At 33.6% G+C, this 20,054-nt stretch carries 20 protein-coding genes and 1 pseudogene; 15 read left to right on the top strand and 6 right to left on the bottom strand.

The genetic code is table 11. The features are described 5' to 3' along the window. The first annotated feature begins 106 nt into the window (after positions 1-106). The 6 genes from KA814_RS12160 (at position 107) to KA814_RS12135 (ending at position 6,225) form a co-directional block, all read left to right on the top strand. On the top strand, positions 107-1,309 hold the full coding sequence (locus KA814_RS12160; protein ID WP_064209443.1) for an argininosuccinate synthase: 1,203 nt from the start codon (positions 107-109) through the stop codon (positions 1,307-1,309). Next, complete coding sequence (gene argH, locus KA814_RS12155) at positions 1,302-2,684, top strand: argininosuccinate lyase (protein WP_064209444.1); 1,383 nt, start codon at positions 1,302-1,304, stop codon at positions 2,682-2,684. Before KA814_RS12160 ends, argH begins: the two co-directional genes overlap by 8 nt. A 252-nt stretch (positions 2,685-2,936) precedes the next feature. Further along, the gene (locus KA814_RS12150; RefSeq protein ID WP_064209445.1) at positions 2,937-3,251 is read left to right on the top strand and encodes an ArsR/SmtB family transcription factor; all 315 of its coding nucleotides are present in this window, start codon (positions 2,937-2,939) and stop codon (positions 3,249-3,251) included. Positions 3,252-3,254: 3 nt separating this feature from the next. Beyond that, positions 3,255-4,544, top strand: coding sequence for an arsenite efflux transporter membrane subunit ArsB (gene arsB, locus KA814_RS12145; protein ID WP_064209446.1), 1,290 nt, complete (start codon positions 3,255-3,257; stop codon positions 4,542-4,544). Positions 4,545-4,561: 17 nt separating this feature from the next. Further along, positions 4,562-4,957: an arsenate reductase (thioredoxin) gene (gene arsC, locus KA814_RS12140; protein WP_064209447.1), complete on the top strand. Its 396-nt coding sequence runs from the start codon at positions 4,562-4,564 to the stop codon at positions 4,955-4,957. Positions 4,958-5,241: 284 nt separating this feature from the next. After that, positions 5,242-6,225: a glycerophosphodiester phosphodiesterase gene (locus tag KA814_RS12135; RefSeq protein WP_064209448.1), complete on the top strand. Its 984-nt coding sequence runs from the start codon at positions 5,242-5,244 to the stop codon at positions 6,223-6,225. 61 nt (positions 6,226-6,286) lie between these two features. Here KA814_RS12135 and KA814_RS12130 read toward each other — a convergent pair whose 3' ends face one another. The 5 genes from KA814_RS12130 to KA814_RS12110 form a co-directional block, all read right to left on the bottom strand. Then, positions 6,287-7,531 (bottom strand): Glu/Leu/Phe/Val family dehydrogenase, encoded by a 1,245-nt coding sequence (locus KA814_RS12130; protein WP_019469653.1) that lies wholly within the window; start codon positions 7,529-7,531, stop codon positions 6,287-6,289. Between the two features lie 107 nt (positions 7,532-7,638). Continuing rightward, complete coding sequence (locus tag KA814_RS12125; protein ID WP_046208027.1) at positions 7,639-8,829, bottom strand: ornithine--oxo-acid transaminase; 1,191 nt, start codon at positions 8,827-8,829, stop codon at positions 7,639-7,641. A 446-nt stretch (positions 8,830-9,275) separates the two neighbouring features. After that, the gene (locus KA814_RS12120; RefSeq protein ID WP_064209449.1) at positions 9,276-10,409 is read right to left on the bottom strand and encodes an NADH-dependent flavin oxidoreductase; all 1,134 of its coding nucleotides are present in this window, start codon (positions 10,407-10,409) and stop codon (positions 9,276-9,278) included. A gap of 186 nt (positions 10,410-10,595) precedes the next feature. Further along, the gene (gene ygs / locus KA814_RS12115; RefSeq protein WP_046208025.1) at positions 10,596-10,997 is read right to left on the bottom strand and encodes a S1 domain-containing post-transcriptional regulator Ygs; all 402 of its coding nucleotides are present in this window, start codon (positions 10,995-10,997) and stop codon (positions 10,596-10,598) included. A 428-nt stretch (positions 10,998-11,425) separates the two neighbouring features. Continuing rightward, positions 11,426-12,022, bottom strand: coding sequence for a peptidylprolyl isomerase (locus tag KA814_RS12110; protein WP_064209450.1), 597 nt, complete (start codon positions 12,020-12,022; stop codon positions 11,426-11,428). A 67-nt stretch (positions 12,023-12,089) separates the two neighbouring features. On the opposite strand from KA814_RS12110, the gene kapB reads away from it, so the two are divergent. The 9 genes from kapB to KA814_RS12065 all read left to right on the top strand — a co-directional run bounded on the left by kapB (position 12,090) and on the right by KA814_RS12065 (position 19,672). Next, complete coding sequence (gene kapB / locus KA814_RS12105) at positions 12,090-12,470, top strand: sporulation phosphorelay system protein KapB (RefSeq protein WP_064209451.1); 381 nt, start codon at positions 12,090-12,092, stop codon at positions 12,468-12,470. A 128-nt stretch (positions 12,471-12,598) separates the two neighbouring features. After that, complete coding sequence (locus KA814_RS12100; protein ID WP_210122762.1) at positions 12,599-15,016, top strand: Na+/H+ antiporter subunit A; 2,418 nt, start codon at positions 12,599-12,601, stop codon at positions 15,014-15,016. Further along, positions 14,997-15,425 carry a Na(+)/H(+) antiporter subunit B gene (locus KA814_RS12095; protein ID WP_080760407.1) on the top strand — a complete coding sequence of 143 codons (429 nt, stop codon included), beginning with the start codon at positions 14,997-14,999 and terminating at the stop codon, positions 15,423-15,425. The genes KA814_RS12100 and KA814_RS12095 overlap by 20 nt, the downstream gene beginning before the upstream one ends. After that, positions 15,425-15,772: a Na+/H+ antiporter Mnh1 subunit C gene (gene mnhC1 / locus KA814_RS12090; protein ID WP_040030166.1), complete on the top strand. Its 348-nt coding sequence runs from the start codon at positions 15,425-15,427 to the stop codon at positions 15,770-15,772. The genes KA814_RS12095 and mnhC1 overlap by 1 nt, the downstream gene beginning before the upstream one ends. Then, a complete protein-coding gene (locus KA814_RS12085; RefSeq protein ID WP_064209453.1) occupies positions 15,759-17,255 on the top strand; it encodes a Na+/H+ antiporter subunit D in 1,497 nt (498 codons plus the stop codon). The genes mnhC1 and KA814_RS12085 overlap by 14 nt, the downstream gene beginning before the upstream one ends. A 1-nt stretch (position 17,256) precedes the next feature. Further along, the gene (locus KA814_RS12080) at positions 17,257-17,736 is read left to right on the top strand and encodes a Na+/H+ antiporter subunit E (protein WP_064209454.1); all 480 of its coding nucleotides are present in this window, start codon (positions 17,257-17,259) and stop codon (positions 17,734-17,736) included. Further along, positions 17,736-18,029 (top strand): Na(+)/H(+) antiporter subunit F1, encoded by a 294-nt coding sequence (locus tag KA814_RS12075; protein ID WP_046208018.1) that lies wholly within the window; start codon positions 17,736-17,738, stop codon positions 18,027-18,029. Before KA814_RS12080 ends, KA814_RS12075 begins: the two co-directional genes overlap by 1 nt. Beyond that, positions 18,007-18,363 (top strand): Na+/H+ antiporter subunit G1, encoded by a 357-nt coding sequence (locus KA814_RS12070; RefSeq protein WP_064209455.1) that lies wholly within the window; start codon positions 18,007-18,009, stop codon positions 18,361-18,363. Before KA814_RS12075 ends, KA814_RS12070 begins: the two co-directional genes overlap by 23 nt. A 127-nt stretch (positions 18,364-18,490) precedes the next feature. After that, positions 18,491-19,672, top strand: a complete 1,182-nt coding sequence (locus KA814_RS12065; RefSeq protein WP_064209456.1) for an NAD(P)-binding domain-containing protein — start codon at positions 18,491-18,493, stop codon at positions 19,670-19,672. Between the two features lie 108 nt (positions 19,673-19,780). Here KA814_RS12065 and KA814_RS13710 read toward each other — a convergent pair. Further along, positions 19,781-19,969 (bottom strand): annotated as a pseudogene (locus KA814_RS13710) (transposase); the annotation flags it as partial. Positions 19,970-20,054 lie beyond the last annotated feature (85 nt).

Here is a 20,054-nt window from a genome sequence, read left to right as displayed (position 1 = left end):
CATATTTATGTATAAAAATGGTTTTATTTTCATTATGCTTCTGCTATACTTACTAATATCAAATTTATAAACAACATATTAAAAAATTCAATTGAGGTGTAACGGTATGAAGGAAAAAATAGTTTTAGCATATTCGGGCGGTTTAGATACAAGTGTTGCAGTGAAATGGTTGATAGATAAAGGCTATGATATCGTAGCTTGTTGTCTGGACGTCGGCGAGGGTAAAGATTTAGATTTAGTGCATCAAAAAGCTTTAGATATGGGCGCAGTTGAATGTCACATTATTGATGCCACAGAAGAATTTAGTGAAGATTTTGTTTCATATGCAATCAAAGGCAATTTAATGTATGAAGGCACATATCCCCTTGTATCTGCATTATCAAGACCTTTAATTTCAAAAAAATTAGTTGAAATTGCTAACAAAACAAATGCAGTAGGTATTGCACATGGTTGTACCGGCAAAGGTAATGACCAAGTTCGTTTTGAAGTGGCCATAAAAGCATTGGATCCAGAGTTAAAAGTATTTGCTCCAGTAAGGGAGTGGGCTTGGAGCCGTGAAGAAGAAATTGACTATGCAATCAAACATAATATTCCAGTACCTATCCAACATGATTCACCATATTCTATTGACCAAAATTTATGGGGAAGAAGTAATGAATGTGGCATTTTAGAAGATCCATATGCAGCACCACCAAAAGATGCATTTGACTTAACGAATGAAATTGAAGATACACCTGACGAAGCAGATGAAGTCGTACTTACATTCGAACAAGGCTTACCTACCGCTTTAAACGGTAAATCCTATAAATTAAGCCAATTAATTTTGGATTTAAACAAATTAGCGGGTAAACATGGTATTGGAAGAATTGATCATGTAGAAAATAGACTCGTCGGTATTAAGTCTAGAGAAGTTTACGAAACACCTGCAGCAGAGGTTATAATCAAAGCGCATAAAGCACTCGAAACGATCACTTTAACTAAAGATGTCGCTCATTTTAAACCTGTTATTGAAAAACAATTTTCGGAACAAACGTACAATGGACTTTGGTTTTCTCCACTAACTGATAGCCTAAAAGCGTTTGTAGATAGTACACAAAAATTCGTTTCTGGTGACGTACGTCTTAAATTATTTAAAGGTAATGCCGTTGTAAATGGTAGAAAATCGCCGCATACACTATATAATGAAAAATTAGCGACTTATACAAAAGAAGATGCATTTAATCAAGAATCTGCAGTCGGTTTTATTGATATCTTTGGTTTACCTACAAAAGTTAATTCTATGTTACACGGCGGATATTCAGATGAGTAATAAAGCTTGGGGCGGAAGATTTAGTGAGCAACCCGAAGACTGGGTCGATGAATTTAATGCCTCCATTCACTTTGATAAAACGCTCATCCAATATGATGTGCAAGGAAGTATTGCTCACGCTAAAATGCTAGCTAAACAAGATATCATAACCGATGAAGACTGTCAGCAAATAATCAATGGTTTAACAACGATTTTAAATGATTATGAACAAGGTAATTTATCATTCGATGTTTCTTTAGAAGATATTCATCTAAACATTGAGCATGAATTGATTAAACGTATCGGTGATGCAGGTGGTAGGTTGCATACAGGACGTAGCAGAAATGACCAAGTTGCTACTGATATGCACCTATATACTAAAGAAGAAGTTACTCAAATTATTGAGCTCGTCAATGAGTTGCAACAAACAATTGTCAATATCGCAGAACAACATGTCAATACAATTATGCCTGGTTATACACATTTGCAAAGAGCTCAACCTATTTCATTTGCACACCATATACTGACTTATTACTGGATGTTAGATAGAGATAAATCGCGTTTTCAAGATAGTTTGAAGCGAATCGATATTTCACCACTTGGTGCTGCTGCTCTAAGTGGAACGACTTATCCAATCGATCGTCATGAAACGCAATCTTTATTGAATTTCGGCTCTGTTTATGAAAATAGTATAGATGCTGTAAGTGATAGAGATTATATAGTAGAAACATTGCACAATATATCATTAACAATGATACATTTATCACGTTTTGCTGAAGAAATTATCTTTTGGTCATCAGCAGAAGCCAATTTTGTAACTTTATCGGATGCATTCTCAACAGGTTCCTCAATTATGCCTCAAAAGAAAAATCCTGACATGGCAGAGTTAATAAGAGGCAAAGTAGGACGTACGACAGGAAACCTAATGAGCATTTTGATGACGCTCAAAGGTTTACCACTTGCCTATAACAAAGATATGCAAGAAGATAAAGAAGGGCTATTTGATGCGGTGCATACGATTAAGGGCTCCTTACGAATTTTTGCTGGCATGATAGATACAATGACTGTGAATGTCGATCATCTACAACAAACTGTTTACAATGATTTTTCAAACGCTACTGAATTGGCTGATTACCTTGTCAATAAAGGTGTTCCGTTTAGATCAGCACATGAGATTGTAGGAAAAATCGTACTGTGGTCAATTCAACATAATGTCTATTTATTAGATGTGCCGTTGGAAGAATATCAGAAAGCGCATAAACGTATTGATTCAGATATTTATGATTATTTAAAGCCAGAAAATTGCGTTAGTCGTAGAATTAGTTATGGCTCAACTGGACAATCAGCGGTAGAACATCAATTATCAGTTATCAAGCAACATCTAAATACAAATTAATAAACCTTTAAAAACTGGAAGTTAAACCAATAATTAACTTCCGGTTTTTTTCTTCCATCCATAGTCCAACGTTTTAATCCATTTCACATTTTACTTAGCTCCCTCAACATATGTTTGTATAAATGTATTAACAGTACCCAACTCACCATGTCTTGAATCCTATAGATAAAGCTATTTATTTATATGTCTCAAATCTATATAGACACTTTTCTATATAGATGTTAGTCTATTTAATGCTTAGGAGGTATCATTATGTCTTATAAAAAGCTTTCAGCATTGCTTAAAATTTTATCAGATTCAAGCAGATTAGAAATATTAGATTTACTTTCTTGTGGTGAACGATGTGCATGCGATTTGTTGGAGCACTTTCAATTCTCACAACCCACGCTAAGCCATCACATGAAAACATTAGTGGATTATGAGTTAGTGCATACACGTAAAAATGGAAATAAGCGTATGTACCAGCTTAATCATGTTATTTTAGATGAAATCAATCAAAGTCTCAATATAATTCACACATCGAACCAACATTGCGCATGTCATAATATGAAATCAGGTGAATGTTAATCAATGACCATTTTAGCTATATTAATTTTTCTTTTAACATTAATTTTTGTCATATGGCAACCTAAGGGATTAGATATTGGTATTACTGCTTTAGCTGGGGCTATCGTAGCTATAATTACAGGTGTAGTTAGCTTTTCCGATGTATTAGAAGTAACAGGCATCGTTTGGAATGCCACGTTAACTTTTGTTGCTGTTATTCTTATTTCATTAATATTAGATGAAATTGGTTTCTTTGAATGGTCTGCACTACATATGGTTAAAGCATCGAATGGTAACGGGTTAAAAATGTTTGTTTTCATCATGCTATTAGGGGCAGTTGTAGCAGCATTTTTCGCAAATGATGGTGCTGCTTTAATCTTAACGCCTATCGTATTAGCCATGGTGAGAAATTTAGGATTTAATAAAAAAGTCATCTTCCCTTTTATTATTGCCAGTGGATTTATCGCTGATGCGACATCATTGCCCCTGATTGTAAGTAACTTAGTAAATATCGTTTCTGCAGATTATTTTGATATAGGATTCATTGCGTATTTTAGTCGTATGATAATCCCTAATGTATTTTCTTTACTAGCTAGTATTCTCGTATTGTGGCTTTATTTTAGAAAATCTATACCACATACATTTGATACTGAAAACATTTCAGTACCTAAAGATGCTATTAAAGATCCTAAATTATTTAAGATTTCATGGATTGTATTAGCCGTACTGCTCGTAGGCTATCTTGTAAGTGAATTTATCCAAATACCTGTATCAATCATTGCAGGTATGATTGCTTTTGTCTTTGTATGCTTAGCTCGTAAATCTAATGCAGTTCATACTAAGCAAGTAATTAAAGGTGCTCCATGGAATATAGTGTTATTTTCCATTGGTATGTACCTCGTCGTATTTGGGTTAAAAAACGTGGGTATTACCACAATTTTAGCCGACGTATTATCCAGTATTTCAAGTTATGGACTATTCAGTAGTGTTATCGGAATGGGCTTTATATCGGCCTTTTTATCATCAATCATGAATAATATGCCTACCGTTTTAATAGATGCAATTGCTATTGGCCAATCCAATGTCGTTGGCACTTTGAAAGAAGGTATGGTTTATGCGAATGTCATTGGCTCTGACTTGGGCCCTAAAATCACGCCTATTGGTTCTTTAGCTACATTATTGTGGCTTCATGTTTTAACACAAAAAGGTGTAAAAATTGCTTGGGGTACCTATTTCAAAACAGGCATCGTCATTACCATTCCAGTACTATTTGTTACCTTGTTAGGTTTATATTTCACGCTCGTTATTTTTTAAGAAAAGAGGTCTTAATTATGAAGAAGAAAATAATTTATTTTATATGTACTGGTAACTCTTGTCGTAGCCAAATGGCTGAGGGTTGGGGAAAGCATATATTAGGTGAAACATGGCATGTCTATTCTGCTGGTATTGAGACACATGGTGTTAACCCTAAAGCGATAGATGCTATGAATGAAGTAGGTATTGATATATCAAATCATACGTCAGACTTGATTGATTATGATATTTTAAAGCAAGCAAATTTAATCGTAACATTATGTAGCGATGCAGATAAAAATTGTCCAATTTTACCACCGAATGTAAAAAAAGAACATTGGGGTTTTGATGATCCAGCTGGAAAAACTTGGACAGAATTTCAACGTGTTAGAGACGAAATTAAATTAGCAATTGAAAATTTTAAAACCAAATAAATGTATTAAGTCACCGGCACAGCAGCTTTGACTATGCCAAAGCGTCCGTTTCAAATGAAATTGACGCTTTTTGTTGGTTTGAACTTATATATAGACATATGAAGTTAACGTGATTAAACTAATACATTCTATATATGCTAGAAAAAATTTTAATTAGTTTAATATATTGTTATAACAATATTAACTTTTTAAATCTTAAATTTTAATCGTGTAAATGTCATTCTCAAACAAACGTTTATTTTGTAGGGTTGATATGTAAATACATATCGAGGAGTGACCCATTCTTGCAAAATTTAAAAAAAGCATTATCAACGAGTCTAGCAACGTTATCTCTAGCTTTGATTGGAACGACATCTATAGCAACTGCAAGTGAAAATAACCACAATATTAATACACAATCATCTGCCACACCCTCAAAGCAACAAGGTAACAACTCACACAACCCAAACAGAGCTCAAAATCTAACAGGTGAAAAATATGCAACGATTGCTCATAGAGGTGCCAGTGGTTATGCACCAGAACATACTTTTTATTCATATGATAAAAGTCACAATGCAATGGGAGCATCATATATCGAAATCGATCTTCAGATGACTAAAGATGGTCATCTAGTTGCCATGCATGATGAAACAGTTGATAGAACTACAAACGGTACAGGTAGAGTTGATTCATATACACTAAAAGAATTAAAGCAATTAGATGCTGGTAGTAAATTTAATGCCACAAACCCTCAGTATGCTAATTCAAATTATGTAGGTGCTGAAATTCCTACATTAGATGAAATATTAGAACGATATGGCCCGAATGCAAATTATTATATTGAAACTAAATCACCAGATGTGTATCCAGGGATGGAAGAAGCAGTATTAAAAACACTAAACAATCACAATATGCTTAATGAGCAATCATTAAATCAAGGGCATGTCTTATTACAATCATTTTCACCTGAAAGCTTAAGTAAATTGCATCGTTTAAATAGCAATGTCCCATTAATAAGGTTATTAGATAAAGGTGAGTTACCCGCGTTAACTCAACAAGATTTTAATCAAATGCGTCAATACGCAATCGGTGTCGGCCCTGAATATACAGACTTAACTAAACAAAATGTTAAAAACCTTAAAAGAGCTGGTCTGCTGGTACATCCTTTCACCGTTAATAATGAAACCGATATGCACCGCTTAAATCGATATGGCGTTGACGGCGTTTTTACAAATTATCCTGATTTATATAAACAAGTCGTTCTAGATAATGAACAAAAAAACAAATAACAAAAAAGAAGAAGTTCTTGGGTTCAAGAACTTCTTCTTTTTCTAAAAGTTAAATATTTAATTAAGCCCAACCACGATAACGTGCAGCTTCAGCAGTACGTTTAATACCTACAATATAAGCTGCTAAGCGCATATCAATTTTTCTATTTTGGGATAACTCATAAATTGTATCGAAAGCTGTGATAAGTTTTTCACGTAATTTTGTATTTACTTCTTCTTCTGTCCAATAATAACCTTGATTATTTTGTACCCATTCGAAGTAAGAAACTGTTACGCCACCTGCACTTGCTAATACATCAGGTACGAGCAATTTACCACGTTCAGTTAAAATACGTGTACCAGCTGGTGTTGTTGGGCCATTAGCCGCTTCAACCACAATATCAGCTTTAATTTCATTTGCATTGTCTTCTGTGATTTGATTAGCAATCGCTGCAGGTACAAGAATATCACAATCAAGTTCAAACAATTCTTTATTAGAAATTGTTTCTTCAAATAAATTTGTTACAGTACCAAAGCTATCTCTTCTATCTAAAAGATAATCAATGTCAAGACCGTCTGGGTCATGTAAAGCACCGTAAGCATCTGAAATACCCACAATTTTTGCTCCCATATCATAAAGGAATTTAGATAAGAAACTACCTGCGTTACCAAATCCTTGAATAACGATACGTGCACCTTTCAAATCTAGACCTCTTCTTTTAGCAGCTTGTTCTATGGCAATAACTACTCCCAGTGCAGTAGAACGGTCTCTACCTTGTGATCCACCTAATACAATCGGTTTACCAGTAATAAACCCTGGTGAATTAAATTTATCTAACGAACTATACTCGTCCATCATCCAAGCCATGATTTGTGAGTTAGTAAATACGTCTGGTGCTGGGATATCTTTTGTAGGTCCAACAAATTGAGATATCGCACGTACATAACCACGAGATAAACGTTCAACTTCATGTATACTCATTTGTCTAGGATCACAGATGATACCACCTTTACCGCCGCCATATGGCAAGTCGACGATACCACATTTTAATGTCATCCACATAGATAATGCTTTAACTTCTTCGACATCAACGTCTGGATGGAAACGCACCCCACCTTTTGTTGGTCCAACTGCATCATTATGTTGAGCACGATAACCTTTAAATGTTTGAACCGTACCATCATCCATACGTACAGGAATGCGGACTTCAAGGAATCTTAATGGTTCCTTTACTAAATCATACATCCCATCATCAAATCCCAATTTATGCAATGCTTCTTTAATAATTTGTTGCGTAGAAGTAACTAAATTATTATTCTCAGTCATGATTCATTTCGCCTCTTTTTCGTTACTAATGATTTCGCTTTCACGATAATTGTAACATAAGATTTTGCTTTTTAAAGGGTTTTCAAAACTTAAGTTACAGAACATTTTTATTTAAAAACATTTCTTACTTTATCCAATGCAAAGTCCAGTTCTTCTTTGGAAATAATAAGAGGTGGTGCAAATCTAATTACTGTATCATGTGTTTCTTTACATAATAATCCTTCTTCTTTTAACTTTTCACAATAAGGTCTAGCATTTTCATTTAGTTCTATACCAATAAATAATCCACGACCACGCACTTCTTTAATCGCTGGGTGATTTATTTTTTCTAATTCTGATTTAAAGTACTCACCTAGCTCTAATGAACGCCCTGCTAAATCTTCATCAACTAATACATCCAACGCTGCAATCGATACAGCACACGCTAATGGATTACCACCAAACGTTGACCCGTGAGAACCAGGTGTAAATACGCCCAACACTTCTTCGTCAGCTAATACAACAGAAATTGGGAATACACCTCCACCTAATGCTTTACCTAAAATATAGACATCTGGTTTTACATTATCCCAATCTGTGGCAAATAATTTTCCTGAACGCCCTAGTCCAGCTTGAATTTCATCAGCAATAAATAATACATTATGCTCATCACATAATTCTCTAATTTCTTTTAAATAACCTTCTGGTGGAACATTGATACCTGCTTCTCCTTGAATAGGTTCGATTAAAATAGCAGCAGTATTTTCATTAATTGCTTCTTTAACAGCTTCTATGTTTCCAAAATCAACTTTACGGAAACCATCTAATAATGGACCGTATCCTCGTTGGTATTCTGGTTCAGATGACAATGATACTGGCGCCATTGTTCGGCCATGGAAGTTACCATTGAACGCAATAATTTCAGCTTTATCAGGTGCAATATCTTTCACATCATAAGCCCAACGACGTGCTGCTTTTAGTGCTGTTTCAACCGCTTCAGCACCTGTATTCATAGGTAAGGCTTTATCTTTACCGGCTAACTTGCATATTTTTTCATACCATGCCCCTAAGTTATCACTATGAAACGCACGTGATACTAAAGTCACTTTGTCAGCTTGATCTTTTAAAGCCTGAATGATTTTAGGATGTCTGTGACCTTGGTTTACTGCAGAATAAGCAGATAGCATATCCATATATTTATTTCCTTCAGGATCTTTAACCCATACACCTTCAGCCTCTGAAATTACAATTGGAAGTGGCACATAGTTGTGGGCACCGTAATGATTTGTTAATTCAATGATTTCTTCAGATCTTGACATAATATCTCCCCTTTGCATGAATTATATAATAATTTATTGGCATTACTCATTCATAGCATAACGTATTTATTCACTTACGAAAACTATTTTCCGAAAATACTATAAAATCATCGATTCAGAACTTACATTACAGCTTTTAAACGTTAAATTTAGAATATAACCGTCAAAATGTAAGCCTTTACATTAATATAATGACACATTCTCGACCGTTTACACAAGCCAATTTTTATAAATTTAAAAATTCTTCTTGATTTAAATCCAGATTACAAGATTTATGCTAATTCTAGTGTTCATAATTTAAAATTTTATACAAACAAAAAACGTCAATTTCTATAATTTTTTTCAATAGAAATTGACGTTTTTTTGCTAGTAAAATATTTATAACTTGTGCTCACTTTGGCAGTTAGATAGGGTTAATAAAGTTAGCATTTACGCATTCAAAACTTTTATTTATTATCAGTTCTAGGCAATGGATAAAAACCTTTATTAAATTGTTCCCATAATTTTGGTGGCAAGTGATGTTTATCTGCTCTTTGCGGATCAAATTGAGATAGAATTTCATCTTCTTTGCCATCTTTAATTTTACTTACAAAATTATGATCTAACAAGATTTCACGTCCTAGTGCGACCAGTTCTACACCAGTTGACTCAATTGCTTCAATAGCTTGTTCAGCTGTGAAAATAGATCCTATACCTATGAGTGGCATACGTCCATTCATCCACTCTAAAATAAGTTTAATACGCTCTTTGCCTTTGTATTGACCTTCACGCGTTTGTGAGTGAATATCCATTAACGATACATGTAAATAATCTAAAGGTTTTTCTACTAATAATTCAATCAACTCTTTAGTAATTTCCATGCTTATACCTGGAGATTCAGCTTCTTCAGGAGAAAATCTATAGCCAACGATAAAATCTTTACTTCCGTATTGCTTAACAGTATCTGTCACTTCATCTACCACGCTTGTAGCAAATTTATAACGGTCTTGTCCCCACTCATCATTACGACGATTATAATATGGAGATACAAATTGATGGATTAAGTAATGGTTTGCACCGTGAATTTCAACACCATCGAATCCAGCTTCAATGACTCTTCTAGTTGCTTCACCGAAAGCTTTTATTGTTGATTCAATTTCCTCTTTTGTAATTTCACGTGCATCATGTGCTTCTTGTTCACCAAAACTCTTTAATGATATCGGGCTTGGCGCCGCAACATCCCCATTAGGTGTTAAATTAGGTAAAGATTGCGCGCCACCATGATGTATTTGAACAACCGCTTTTGCACCATTTTTTTTCATAGCTTTTGCCAAACGTTTTAGACCTTCTATATTAGAGTCATGTGCTACTGAAGGTTGTCCAGGAAAAGCTTTACCTAAATCTGTTACATTGCTTGCAGCTGAAATTGCTAAACCAACATCTTTTGAACGCTGTTCCATATACACAACCTCTTCATTAGAAATTGTGCCATCGTCATTAGATGAAACATGTGTTAAAGGTGCTAGTACAAATCGATTGTCTAAAACAACTTGATTTGGTAATTTTAATTTTTCAAATAACGGTTGAAATTTTTTATCCATTAAATTAAATCCTCCTAAAATACAAAATACTTAAATGTCATTACATAATCACTTTAAGTGTTTTTAATTCTAACTTCATTAGTTTTAAATATAAAATTATATGCTCACGCATATAATTTTATATAGCTACTCTTCCAATAAATTTTAGCTTATAAATAAAAAACACTAACATCTTAAAATAAGATGTTAGTGTTTTTTAAAAGATGACTGTTCATCTTTTATCGCGTTTTTGGACTGTTTAATCCAAACCGGTAAGCGTTCTTTAATTGTTTGAAACCCATATTTTTCGGTTTCTTTAATTTCATCTAATACTGATTGCTTTTCTTTTTTACGTTCATAATTTTTAAAATAGTCGTTATCTTTTAAAGAAAGATTTAACTTTCCTTCTTTATCAATTGAAATGACTTTCGCTTTTACAATTTGTCCTTCTGATAAAAACTTTTTTAAATTATGGACGTAATCATCCATAATTTCAGAAATATGGATTAATCCTTCAGTATTGTCAGGGGTTTCTACAAAAGCGCCATACGGTTGAATTCCAGTCACACGAACTTTGATATGTTGACCTACTTTATAGTGATTATTCAACGTGATAACCCCTTAATTCGTTTTACTTAACATGTTCATAATAGCATAAATCATTCAATGGTACTAATATTACCTAGAAAAATTTCACGATTTATCAAAAATCAAGCTACACAACCACGGATTGAATTTCTCTTATATCTCATTATACAAAGGCTTTTAAACCATTCCCAAGAACTGATACTTGCATCAATGCTTTCAAAATAAAAATTCTTAGGTTTTTACTTATAATGGTATTTAATTGAATATATTACACCATCACGCTCCAATGGAGATAACTAAAATTGTCAAAATAAAATAAGAGGCTGAAACAATGAATTTGTCTCAACCTCTTAAACATTTTTTATTTTTAATATAACAGGTATTTAAAAACAATTTAAAAATGGTTAAATGCTTACTAGAGTTTACCATCTTTCAAACTTTATTTTACCTTATTTTTCAATAATATCTATTGAATCAATCGTGATATCATGTAAAGGTTTATCCTGTGGTCCTACCTTAGTAGCCGCAATATCTTCTAATGTAGATTCACCTTCTAATAATTGACCAAAAACAGTATGCTTTTGATCTAACCAAGGTGTACCACCCTTTTCACCATAAGCTTTCACAATCGGTTCTGGCCAACCACCATCTACGAGTTGGCTAAGCATAGATTCTGGTACTTCTTTCATTTGAACAATAAAGAATTGTGAACCGTTCGTATTCGGTCCAGAATTTGCCATCGATAAAGCACCATATAAGTTGAATGCTTCTAGTGAAAACTCATCTTCAAACGGACCTCCATAAATACTTTCACCGCCCATACCAGTTGCTGTTGGGTCGCCTCCTTGTACCATGAAGTCATTGATTACTCGATGAAAAGAAATGCCATCATAGTAGCCATTTTTTGCATGTGTAACAAAGTTTTCTACAGTTTTAGGCGCAATATCAGGCAATAATTTGAAAGTCATATCACCCTTATTTGTATGCATAACCATTTTTATTTCATTTTCGTTTACTTCTGAATTTAACTGAGGATAGTTCGACATTTTTATTCTCCATTTCATGTTAAGATGATATATGTATTCTAACATAAAATGAGGAGTGTATTGAATTATGTTATATCGTTTTGCACATAAAACTGGAAGTTATGGTGTATCTATTATAGAAGAAGATGACAATCAAGTACTTGTTCAAATTGAACAGGTCATTAAACATCCAAAACAAGGAGACTTACATCACCCAAACGAAACGAACAATGTCTTTTTTCACGAACGCAAAGCTTTAAGTCAATTTGAAAAGCGCTATACTTCAAAATCCAAACTTAGACCTTTTAATGTAGAAGAACTGGATTATATACAATCTTTACAATTTGCCATTACGAATTTAGAAAACAAATTAAAAGAAGAAAATACCGAATTTGCACAATACTCACTTGCTAATTTAGCACAATTAAAAAAAGATTATTCAATTCAATACAAACAAAATTTTGAATAAAAATACCGTGTTTCTTCTTATTTAAAACAAACTTAAAATTAAAGCTCCACAAGGGTTAGCGTGGTTTTTCAGAATAGTCTTATTCATGTATAATGACCTTATACTATTTTTAAAAGGAGGATAAAATAATGAGTTTGATACATATAGCGGTGTTATTACCGTTAATATTTGCACTCATTATTCCAATTGTATATCGCGTACAAAAGCAGATACATTTAGGATGGTTTGTGTTACCTATCCCCGTCGTCTTATTTATATATTTTATATCAATCATTTCGACAACAATGTCAGGTGAAAACGTAGTACATAAAGCAAATTGGATGCCTCACTTTGGCATGAATTTCGATTTATACGTTGACGGCTTAGGCTTATTATTCAGTTTATTAATAACTGGTATCGGAAGCTTGGTTGTATTATATTCCATTAGTTATTTAAGTCGACAAGAGCAATTGGGTCATTTTTATTGTTACCTTTTGCTTTTTATGGGTGCCATGTTAGGGGTCGTATTATCAGATAATATCATTATCTTATATCTGTTTTGGGAGCTAACTTCATTTTCAAGTTTTCTACTCATTTCATTTTGGAGAACAAAACAAGCATCTATTTATGGTGCACAAAAATCAATGCTCATAACTGTTTTGGGCGGTCTTTCTCTGCTAGGTGGCCTTATTTTACTATCACTTGCAGGTAATTCTACCAGTATTCAAACGCTCATCAATCATGCGTCTGAAATTCAGACAAGCCCTTACTTTATATTGTCTATGATTTTTGTAATCATTGGAGCAATGACTAAATCAGCTCAGTTTCCATTTTACGTTTGGTTACCGGATGCTATGGAAGCACCGACACCCGTTAGTGCTTACTTGCATTCTGCAACGATGGTTAAAGCTGGTCTTTACTTAGTTGCTCGTATGACACCAATATTCGCACTTTCTCAAGGTTGGATTTGGACGATTACTGCAGTCGGCTTAATCACGCTGTTCTGGGCATCTTTGAATGCCACAAAACAACAAGATTTAAAAGGCATTTTAGCTTTTTCAACTGTCTCACAATTAGGCATGATTATGTCAATGTTAGGTATCGGGGCAGTAAGTTATCATTTCGAAGGTGCAGATAGTCAAATTTATGTTGCTGCGTTTACAGCGGCTGTGTTTCACCTTATAAATCACGCTACATTTAAAGGTGCATTATTTATGGTAACTGGTGCTGTTGATCACAGTACAGGAACACGTGATGTCAATAAATTGGGTGGCTTAGTAACAATCATGCCAATTTCTTTTACGATTACATTAATTACATCATTGAGTATGGCGGGTATTCCACCGTTTAATGGTTTCTTATCTAAAGAGAAATTTCTTGAAAGTATGATTGAAGTTACACATGCTAATATCTTCAGTTTAAATAGTATTGGCATACTCATACCTATCGTAGCCATTTTGGGTAGCGTATTCACTTTTGTTTATGCAGTTAGATTTATTGGTCAAATATTCTTAGGTAGTTATAAACCAGATAATTTACCAAAATCAGCTCATGAAGTTTCAAAATTAATGCTAATCTCTCCAGGTATTTTAGCACTACTCGTCATTGTTTTTGGGTTCTTCCCTTCAATATTGACAGGTACGATTATTGAACCAGCTGTCAACGCAATCAGTAATAATACAAATGCAACAGCTGAGTTTCATATGTTCCATGGATTTACACCAGCCTTTTTCTCCACATTGGGCATTTATGTAGCTGGTATATTGTTAATATTTAGCTTTGGTTATTGGATTAGTTTATTAAAAGCACAACCTACAAAACTAACAATCAATTATTGGTATGATAAAGTTGGAACGGTATTCCCAGGCTATTCTAGTCAATTTACCAACACTTATGTTACTGGATTTACACGTAATAACTTATTAATCATTTTTGCGTCTTTAATCGTAATTACACTTGTGACATTATTAGTAACACCATTCAGTGTTAACTTTAAAGATGTTAGTGAAATCAGACCATTCGAATTGATCATCGTAGTCATTATTATTACGGCAGCTTCAATGATTATTTTTGCTCGCTCACGTCTATTCAGTATTATCATGGCAAGTGCAGTAGGTTATGCAGTAGCAATCTTCTTTATTTTCTTTGGTGCGCCAGACTTAGCGCTGACGCAATTTGTTGTAGAATCTATTTCTACTGCATTGTTCTTATTATGTTTCTATCACTTACCAAATCTAAATCGACATAACGAGTCCACTTCATATAAGTGGCTGAATATTTTGATTGCCATCGGTGCTGGTACTGTTGTAACAGTATTAGGTTTAATCACATACGGAAATAGACACTTTGGCTCAATTGGAGAATTTTATAAAGCGCATGTATATGATTTAGCTCATGGTACAAACATGGTCAACGTTATCCTAGTTGATTTCCGTGGTACGGATACTTTATTCGAATCTTCAGTATTAGGTATTGCTGGATTAGGTGTTTACACAATGATTAAACTTCGTTATAAAAATAAACCAAATGATGAAGGAGGAACTCACATTGAAAAGACAGAAAAATAATTTAATATTCCAATACTCTGCCATTGTGATTTTCTTCTTAATCGTTATGTTTGGTTTACACCTATTTCTAACAGGACATTATACACCTGGTGGCGGTTTCGTCGGTGGCTTACTACTATCAAGTTCACTTGTGATTGTAGCTGTTGCTTATGATATTAAAACGATGCGTAAAATATACCCATGGGACTTCAAAAAACTCATTGGTATCGGGTTGTTCTTTTGTTTAGCTACACCGATGGCGAGTTGGCTATACAATAAAAACTTCTTTACGCATACACCTTTTGAAATTCCATTAGGTATTTTAAAACCTATAGAAATGCACACTGCCACATTTTTTGATTTAGGTGTTTTATGTGCGGTTGTTGGCACAATAATGACTATAATATTAGCGATTGGAGAGAATGAGTAATGGAAATAGTGATGATTTTTGTTTGTGGTATTCTCACTGCAATGAGCGTCTATCTCATTCTTTCTAAAAGTTTGATACGCATCATTATTGGGACTACATTACAAACACATACAGCTAATTTATTTTTAATAACGATGGGTGGTCTTAAAAAAGGTGAAGTCCCTATTTATGAAAAAGGGTTTACTTCATATGTGGATCCAATTCCACAAGCACTCATATTAACAGCAATTGTAATTTCATTTTCAGTAACAGCCTTTTTCTTAGTATTGGCTTTTAGAAGCTATAAAGAACTAGGTACAGACAACGTAGAAAGCATGAAAGGGGTGCTAGATAATGATAGAGAGTAATCTTATTATTTCATTACTTGTCATACCAATGTTAACAATTATTGCATTAATTTTTATTGGTAAACGCCCTAAAATTAAACGCTACGTTGCACTAACAGGTACTGCAGTTACATTAATTTTTGCTTTTATAAATCTAAAGAATGTTCTCAGAGATGGACCTATAAAACTCGAGCTTGGTTCATGGGATGCACCTTATAGTATTGTTTTTGTTACAGATATTTTTAGTATCTTACTTGTGATTACAAGTTTAATTGTAACAATGTTGATTATCTTATATTCATATCAATCAGTAGGTATCGAACGTGAAACATATTATTATTATTTTGCCATAATGTTTATGCTCACAGGTGTTATAGGCTCATTTATAACTGGTGATATTTTCAACCTTTTCGTATTCTTTGAAGTATTTTTAATGGCATCTTATATTTTATTAGTTATTGGTGGCACACAAGTTCAATTGAGTGAAACGATAAAATATGTGCTTGTGAATGTGACATCTTCTGCTTTCTTTGTTATAGCCGTTGCAATGCTTTATTCTGTCGTCGGTACATTGAATTTAGCAGATATCAGTGAAAAATTAAGCCAACTATCAACACAAGACAAAGGAATTATCAGTATTATATTTATTATGTTCATCTTTGTTTTTGCTACAAAAGCTGGTGTGTTTCCAATGTATATCTGGCTACCAGGAGCTTATTATGCGCCACCTATAGCAATTATCGCTTTCTTTGGTGCATTATTAACAAAAGTTGGGGTTTACGCAATAGCTAGAACAGCAAGCCTTTTCTTTGGCGATTCCTCTAATTTTTCGCTGTACACCATTCTATTCTTAGCCTTACTTACAATTATTTTTGGTTGTGTGGGTGCAGTAAGCTACTTTGATACTAAAAAAATTATCATTTATAATATTATGATTGCTGTTGGTGTCATTTTAGTAGGCGTAGCAATGATGAATCAGGCTGGCATGATGGGCGCAATTTATTATACTTTACACGATATGTTGATAAAAGCTGCACTATTTTTCTTAATTGGTGTGATGTATAAAATCACCAAAACACACGATTTACGCAAATATGGTGGCTTAATCAAACATTATCCTGTATTAGGTTGGTCTTTCTTTATCGCTGCTTTAAGTTTAGCTGGTATTCCGCCGTTAAGTGGTTTTTATGGTAAATACTATATCGTTCAAGCTACTTTCGAAAAAGGATTTTATTTAAGCGGTATAATCATATTACTATCTAGTTTAGTCGTACTTTACTCTGTTATTCGTATTTTCTTAAAAGGATTCTTCGGTGAATCTGAAGGTTATGAAGTCAATCCTAAACTGCAGTACAAAGGTATCTTAACAGTAGCTATTTTTGCAGTTGCCATATCAGTAATATTTGGCCTATCCGCTGACTTTTTACAACCAATCATAAAAGATGCTGCTGAAACATTCTATAATCCTAGTGTATATATAGACAGCGTATTGGGGGGTAAATAGTATGGCAATTCAAATATTAGTAAATTTAATTTTATCTGTGTTTTGGCTATTCGTTACCGGCAGTTATACATTTAATAATTTCCTTTTAGGTTATATCTTTGGTCTTTTATTAGTATTCCTAATGCGCGGTATCTTACCCGGTAGATTTTATATTATTACTATTTATAAAATCATTAAATTATTTATCGTGTTTTTAGTAGAATTGATTAAAGCAAATATTGATGTTATTAGAATTGTAACTAAGCCTAAAATAAACAACGAACCCGCCTTTTTTACTTATCCGACCGATTTAAAAAAAGATTGGCAAATTGTGTTGTTATCAAATTTGATTACCCTGACACCAGGCACAATTGTTCTAGGCATTAGTGATGATCGCACAAAAATATACATTCACAGTATTGATTTTAGTACTAAGGAAGAAGAAATAGAAAGTATTAAATCATCACTTGAAAAAGTGGTAAGAGAGGTAGGCGAATATTAATGAACTACAACGTAATATTAATCGTGGCATTAGTTATCGTAACATTGTCAATGTTTGGTATGCTTGTTCGTGTCATTATCGGCCCTTCTCTTGCGGATAGGGTTGTGGCACTCGACGCAATGGGTATCCAACTAATGGCGATTGTAGCACTATTTAGTATTTTCTTAGGTACTAAATATATGATGGTTGCTATTTTGTTAATTGGTATTTTAGCATTTTTAGGAACCGCAGTGTTTGCAAAATATATGGATAAAGGTAAGGTGATTGAACATGATAACAACGATCATCATTAGCATAGCACTTATCTTAGTTATCCTCGGCTCACTCATAAGTGCACTAGCTGCGATTGGCCTCTTGCGTTTAGATGACGTATATGCGCGCGCACATGCTGCTGGTAAAGCCGCTACATTGGGAGCAATGTTACTTATAAGTGGTGTTTTCTTATATTTCATCGGGCGTGAAGGTTACGTAAATATGCAATTACTTATTGGAATATTATTTATTCTGATAACAGGTCCACTAGCAAGTCACCTTATTATTAAATCCGCATATAATTTGAGAACACCCGCTTCCAAAAGAACAAAACGTGATGATATACAAAAAGACCTAAAAGATACAAAATTGTAAAGTCATTAACTTACGCATTCCAATTAACTGGGATGCGTTTTTTATTTTATAAAATTAATGATTGCTAAATTCGGTGTGTGATGATATATTAAATCGTAATTATTACGTTTTAAAAGGAGCTGAAAATATGTCTACTTGGACCATAATCGGTGGCGGTATCCAAGCAGTTACAATTGCAATAAAATTAAAATCCATAGGTATCAAAGACCACGAACTAACAATTATTGATCCACATCAAAGTTTATGCGAGCAATTCGAGGATTATACTCAACGCATTCAAATGCCTTATTTACGTTCGCCGTGTGTCCACCATATACATCCTAATCCCTTTCATTTAAATCAATTTGCTAAATGTCATCAATATATTAATGCCAGTTATGGACCGTATAAAAGACCAAATCGAGCGTTATTTATAGACCATATTCACCATCTATTACATAAATTCAATTTGAACAAGAACCATATTGTCGGTTTTGCTAATAAAATCAGCTTCAACCAAAAACAATGGCATGTACAATTATCACAACACAATTGGATTACATCAGATTACTTGGTGATTGCAACAGGTTGTAATCACGTACCCTATATTCCACATAACTTTAAACATACACCAGATGTATATCATATTTTTGATTCACAATTAAATTTACATAAACAAACTTCTCATGTCGTTGGAAGTGGGATTTCTGCAGCACATGTCACTTTAAAATTACTACAACATCAACCGCAATCAGTCATTCATCTTTGGACAAATAAAGTCATTGACGTACATGACTTCGACGCAGATCCAGGTTGGTTAGGTCCCAAAAAAATGTCAAACTTTAGTGCATTAACTGACTCAAAAACCAAACTGAAAATCATTCAAAAAGAGCGCCATAAAGGTTCTATGCCTAAAGAATTAGCATTGAGGCTCAAAAAACACATGAAGCAAGGTAAATTAATAATGCATATCAATGAATTAAAAGATATACATCATCATCATATTTGTACAGAACAATATTGTATGTTCTATGATAGCGTAGTATTAGCCACAGGTTTCGAAGATACACTTATGCAACAACCAATTATCAAGCAGCTCGTTAAAAATTTTAATGCACCTGTGTCAGATGCGGGACTGCCTTCTATTTCATCTCATTTAGAATGGTTACCGAATTTATTCGTCACAGGTGGTCTAGCAGATTTAGAACTCGGTCCCTTTGCTCGCAACATCATGGGTGGCCGTGAAGCAGCAGCAAAAATTGCAACTGCTGCATTATCAAAAAAACGTATTGAACATAAGATATATTTAACAACAAATAAACATATTTAAAAGGATCTGGGACATAAAGTGCTTGGACAAGTGAAAAGCCAATTTCAATTGAAATAATAATTAACTCATTGAGTTGCTAATTTGCTCATATTAAATACCATTAATACCAAGAAATAAAGATACTAATAAGACATCTACTTTAAGATTTACTTTAAAACGATTCATTGTTTTATAAAAAGGTGTTTGATTTTGTGAGAGCTACATCATTTAGATACGATTATTAAGCATTTTTTCTATTTTACGACCAGTGTATACAGATTGGGTGTATGCATGTAGAATAATTATTAACATCATTTTGGTTAATATAAGACCTTGTTTTTAAAGTATTTTAATGTGAAATGACATATGAATACATTGTATTTTGGCGTGTCGATTGAGGAAA

The sequence above is a fragment of the Staphylococcus sp. GDY8P196P genome (genome assembly GCF_017891705.1).
GTDB lineage: Bacteria > Bacillota > Bacilli > Staphylococcales > Staphylococcaceae > Staphylococcus > Staphylococcus ureilyticus.
The sequence above is the reverse complement of the archived record's forward strand: the minus strand, read 5'-3'. Positions and strand labels throughout refer to the sequence as shown.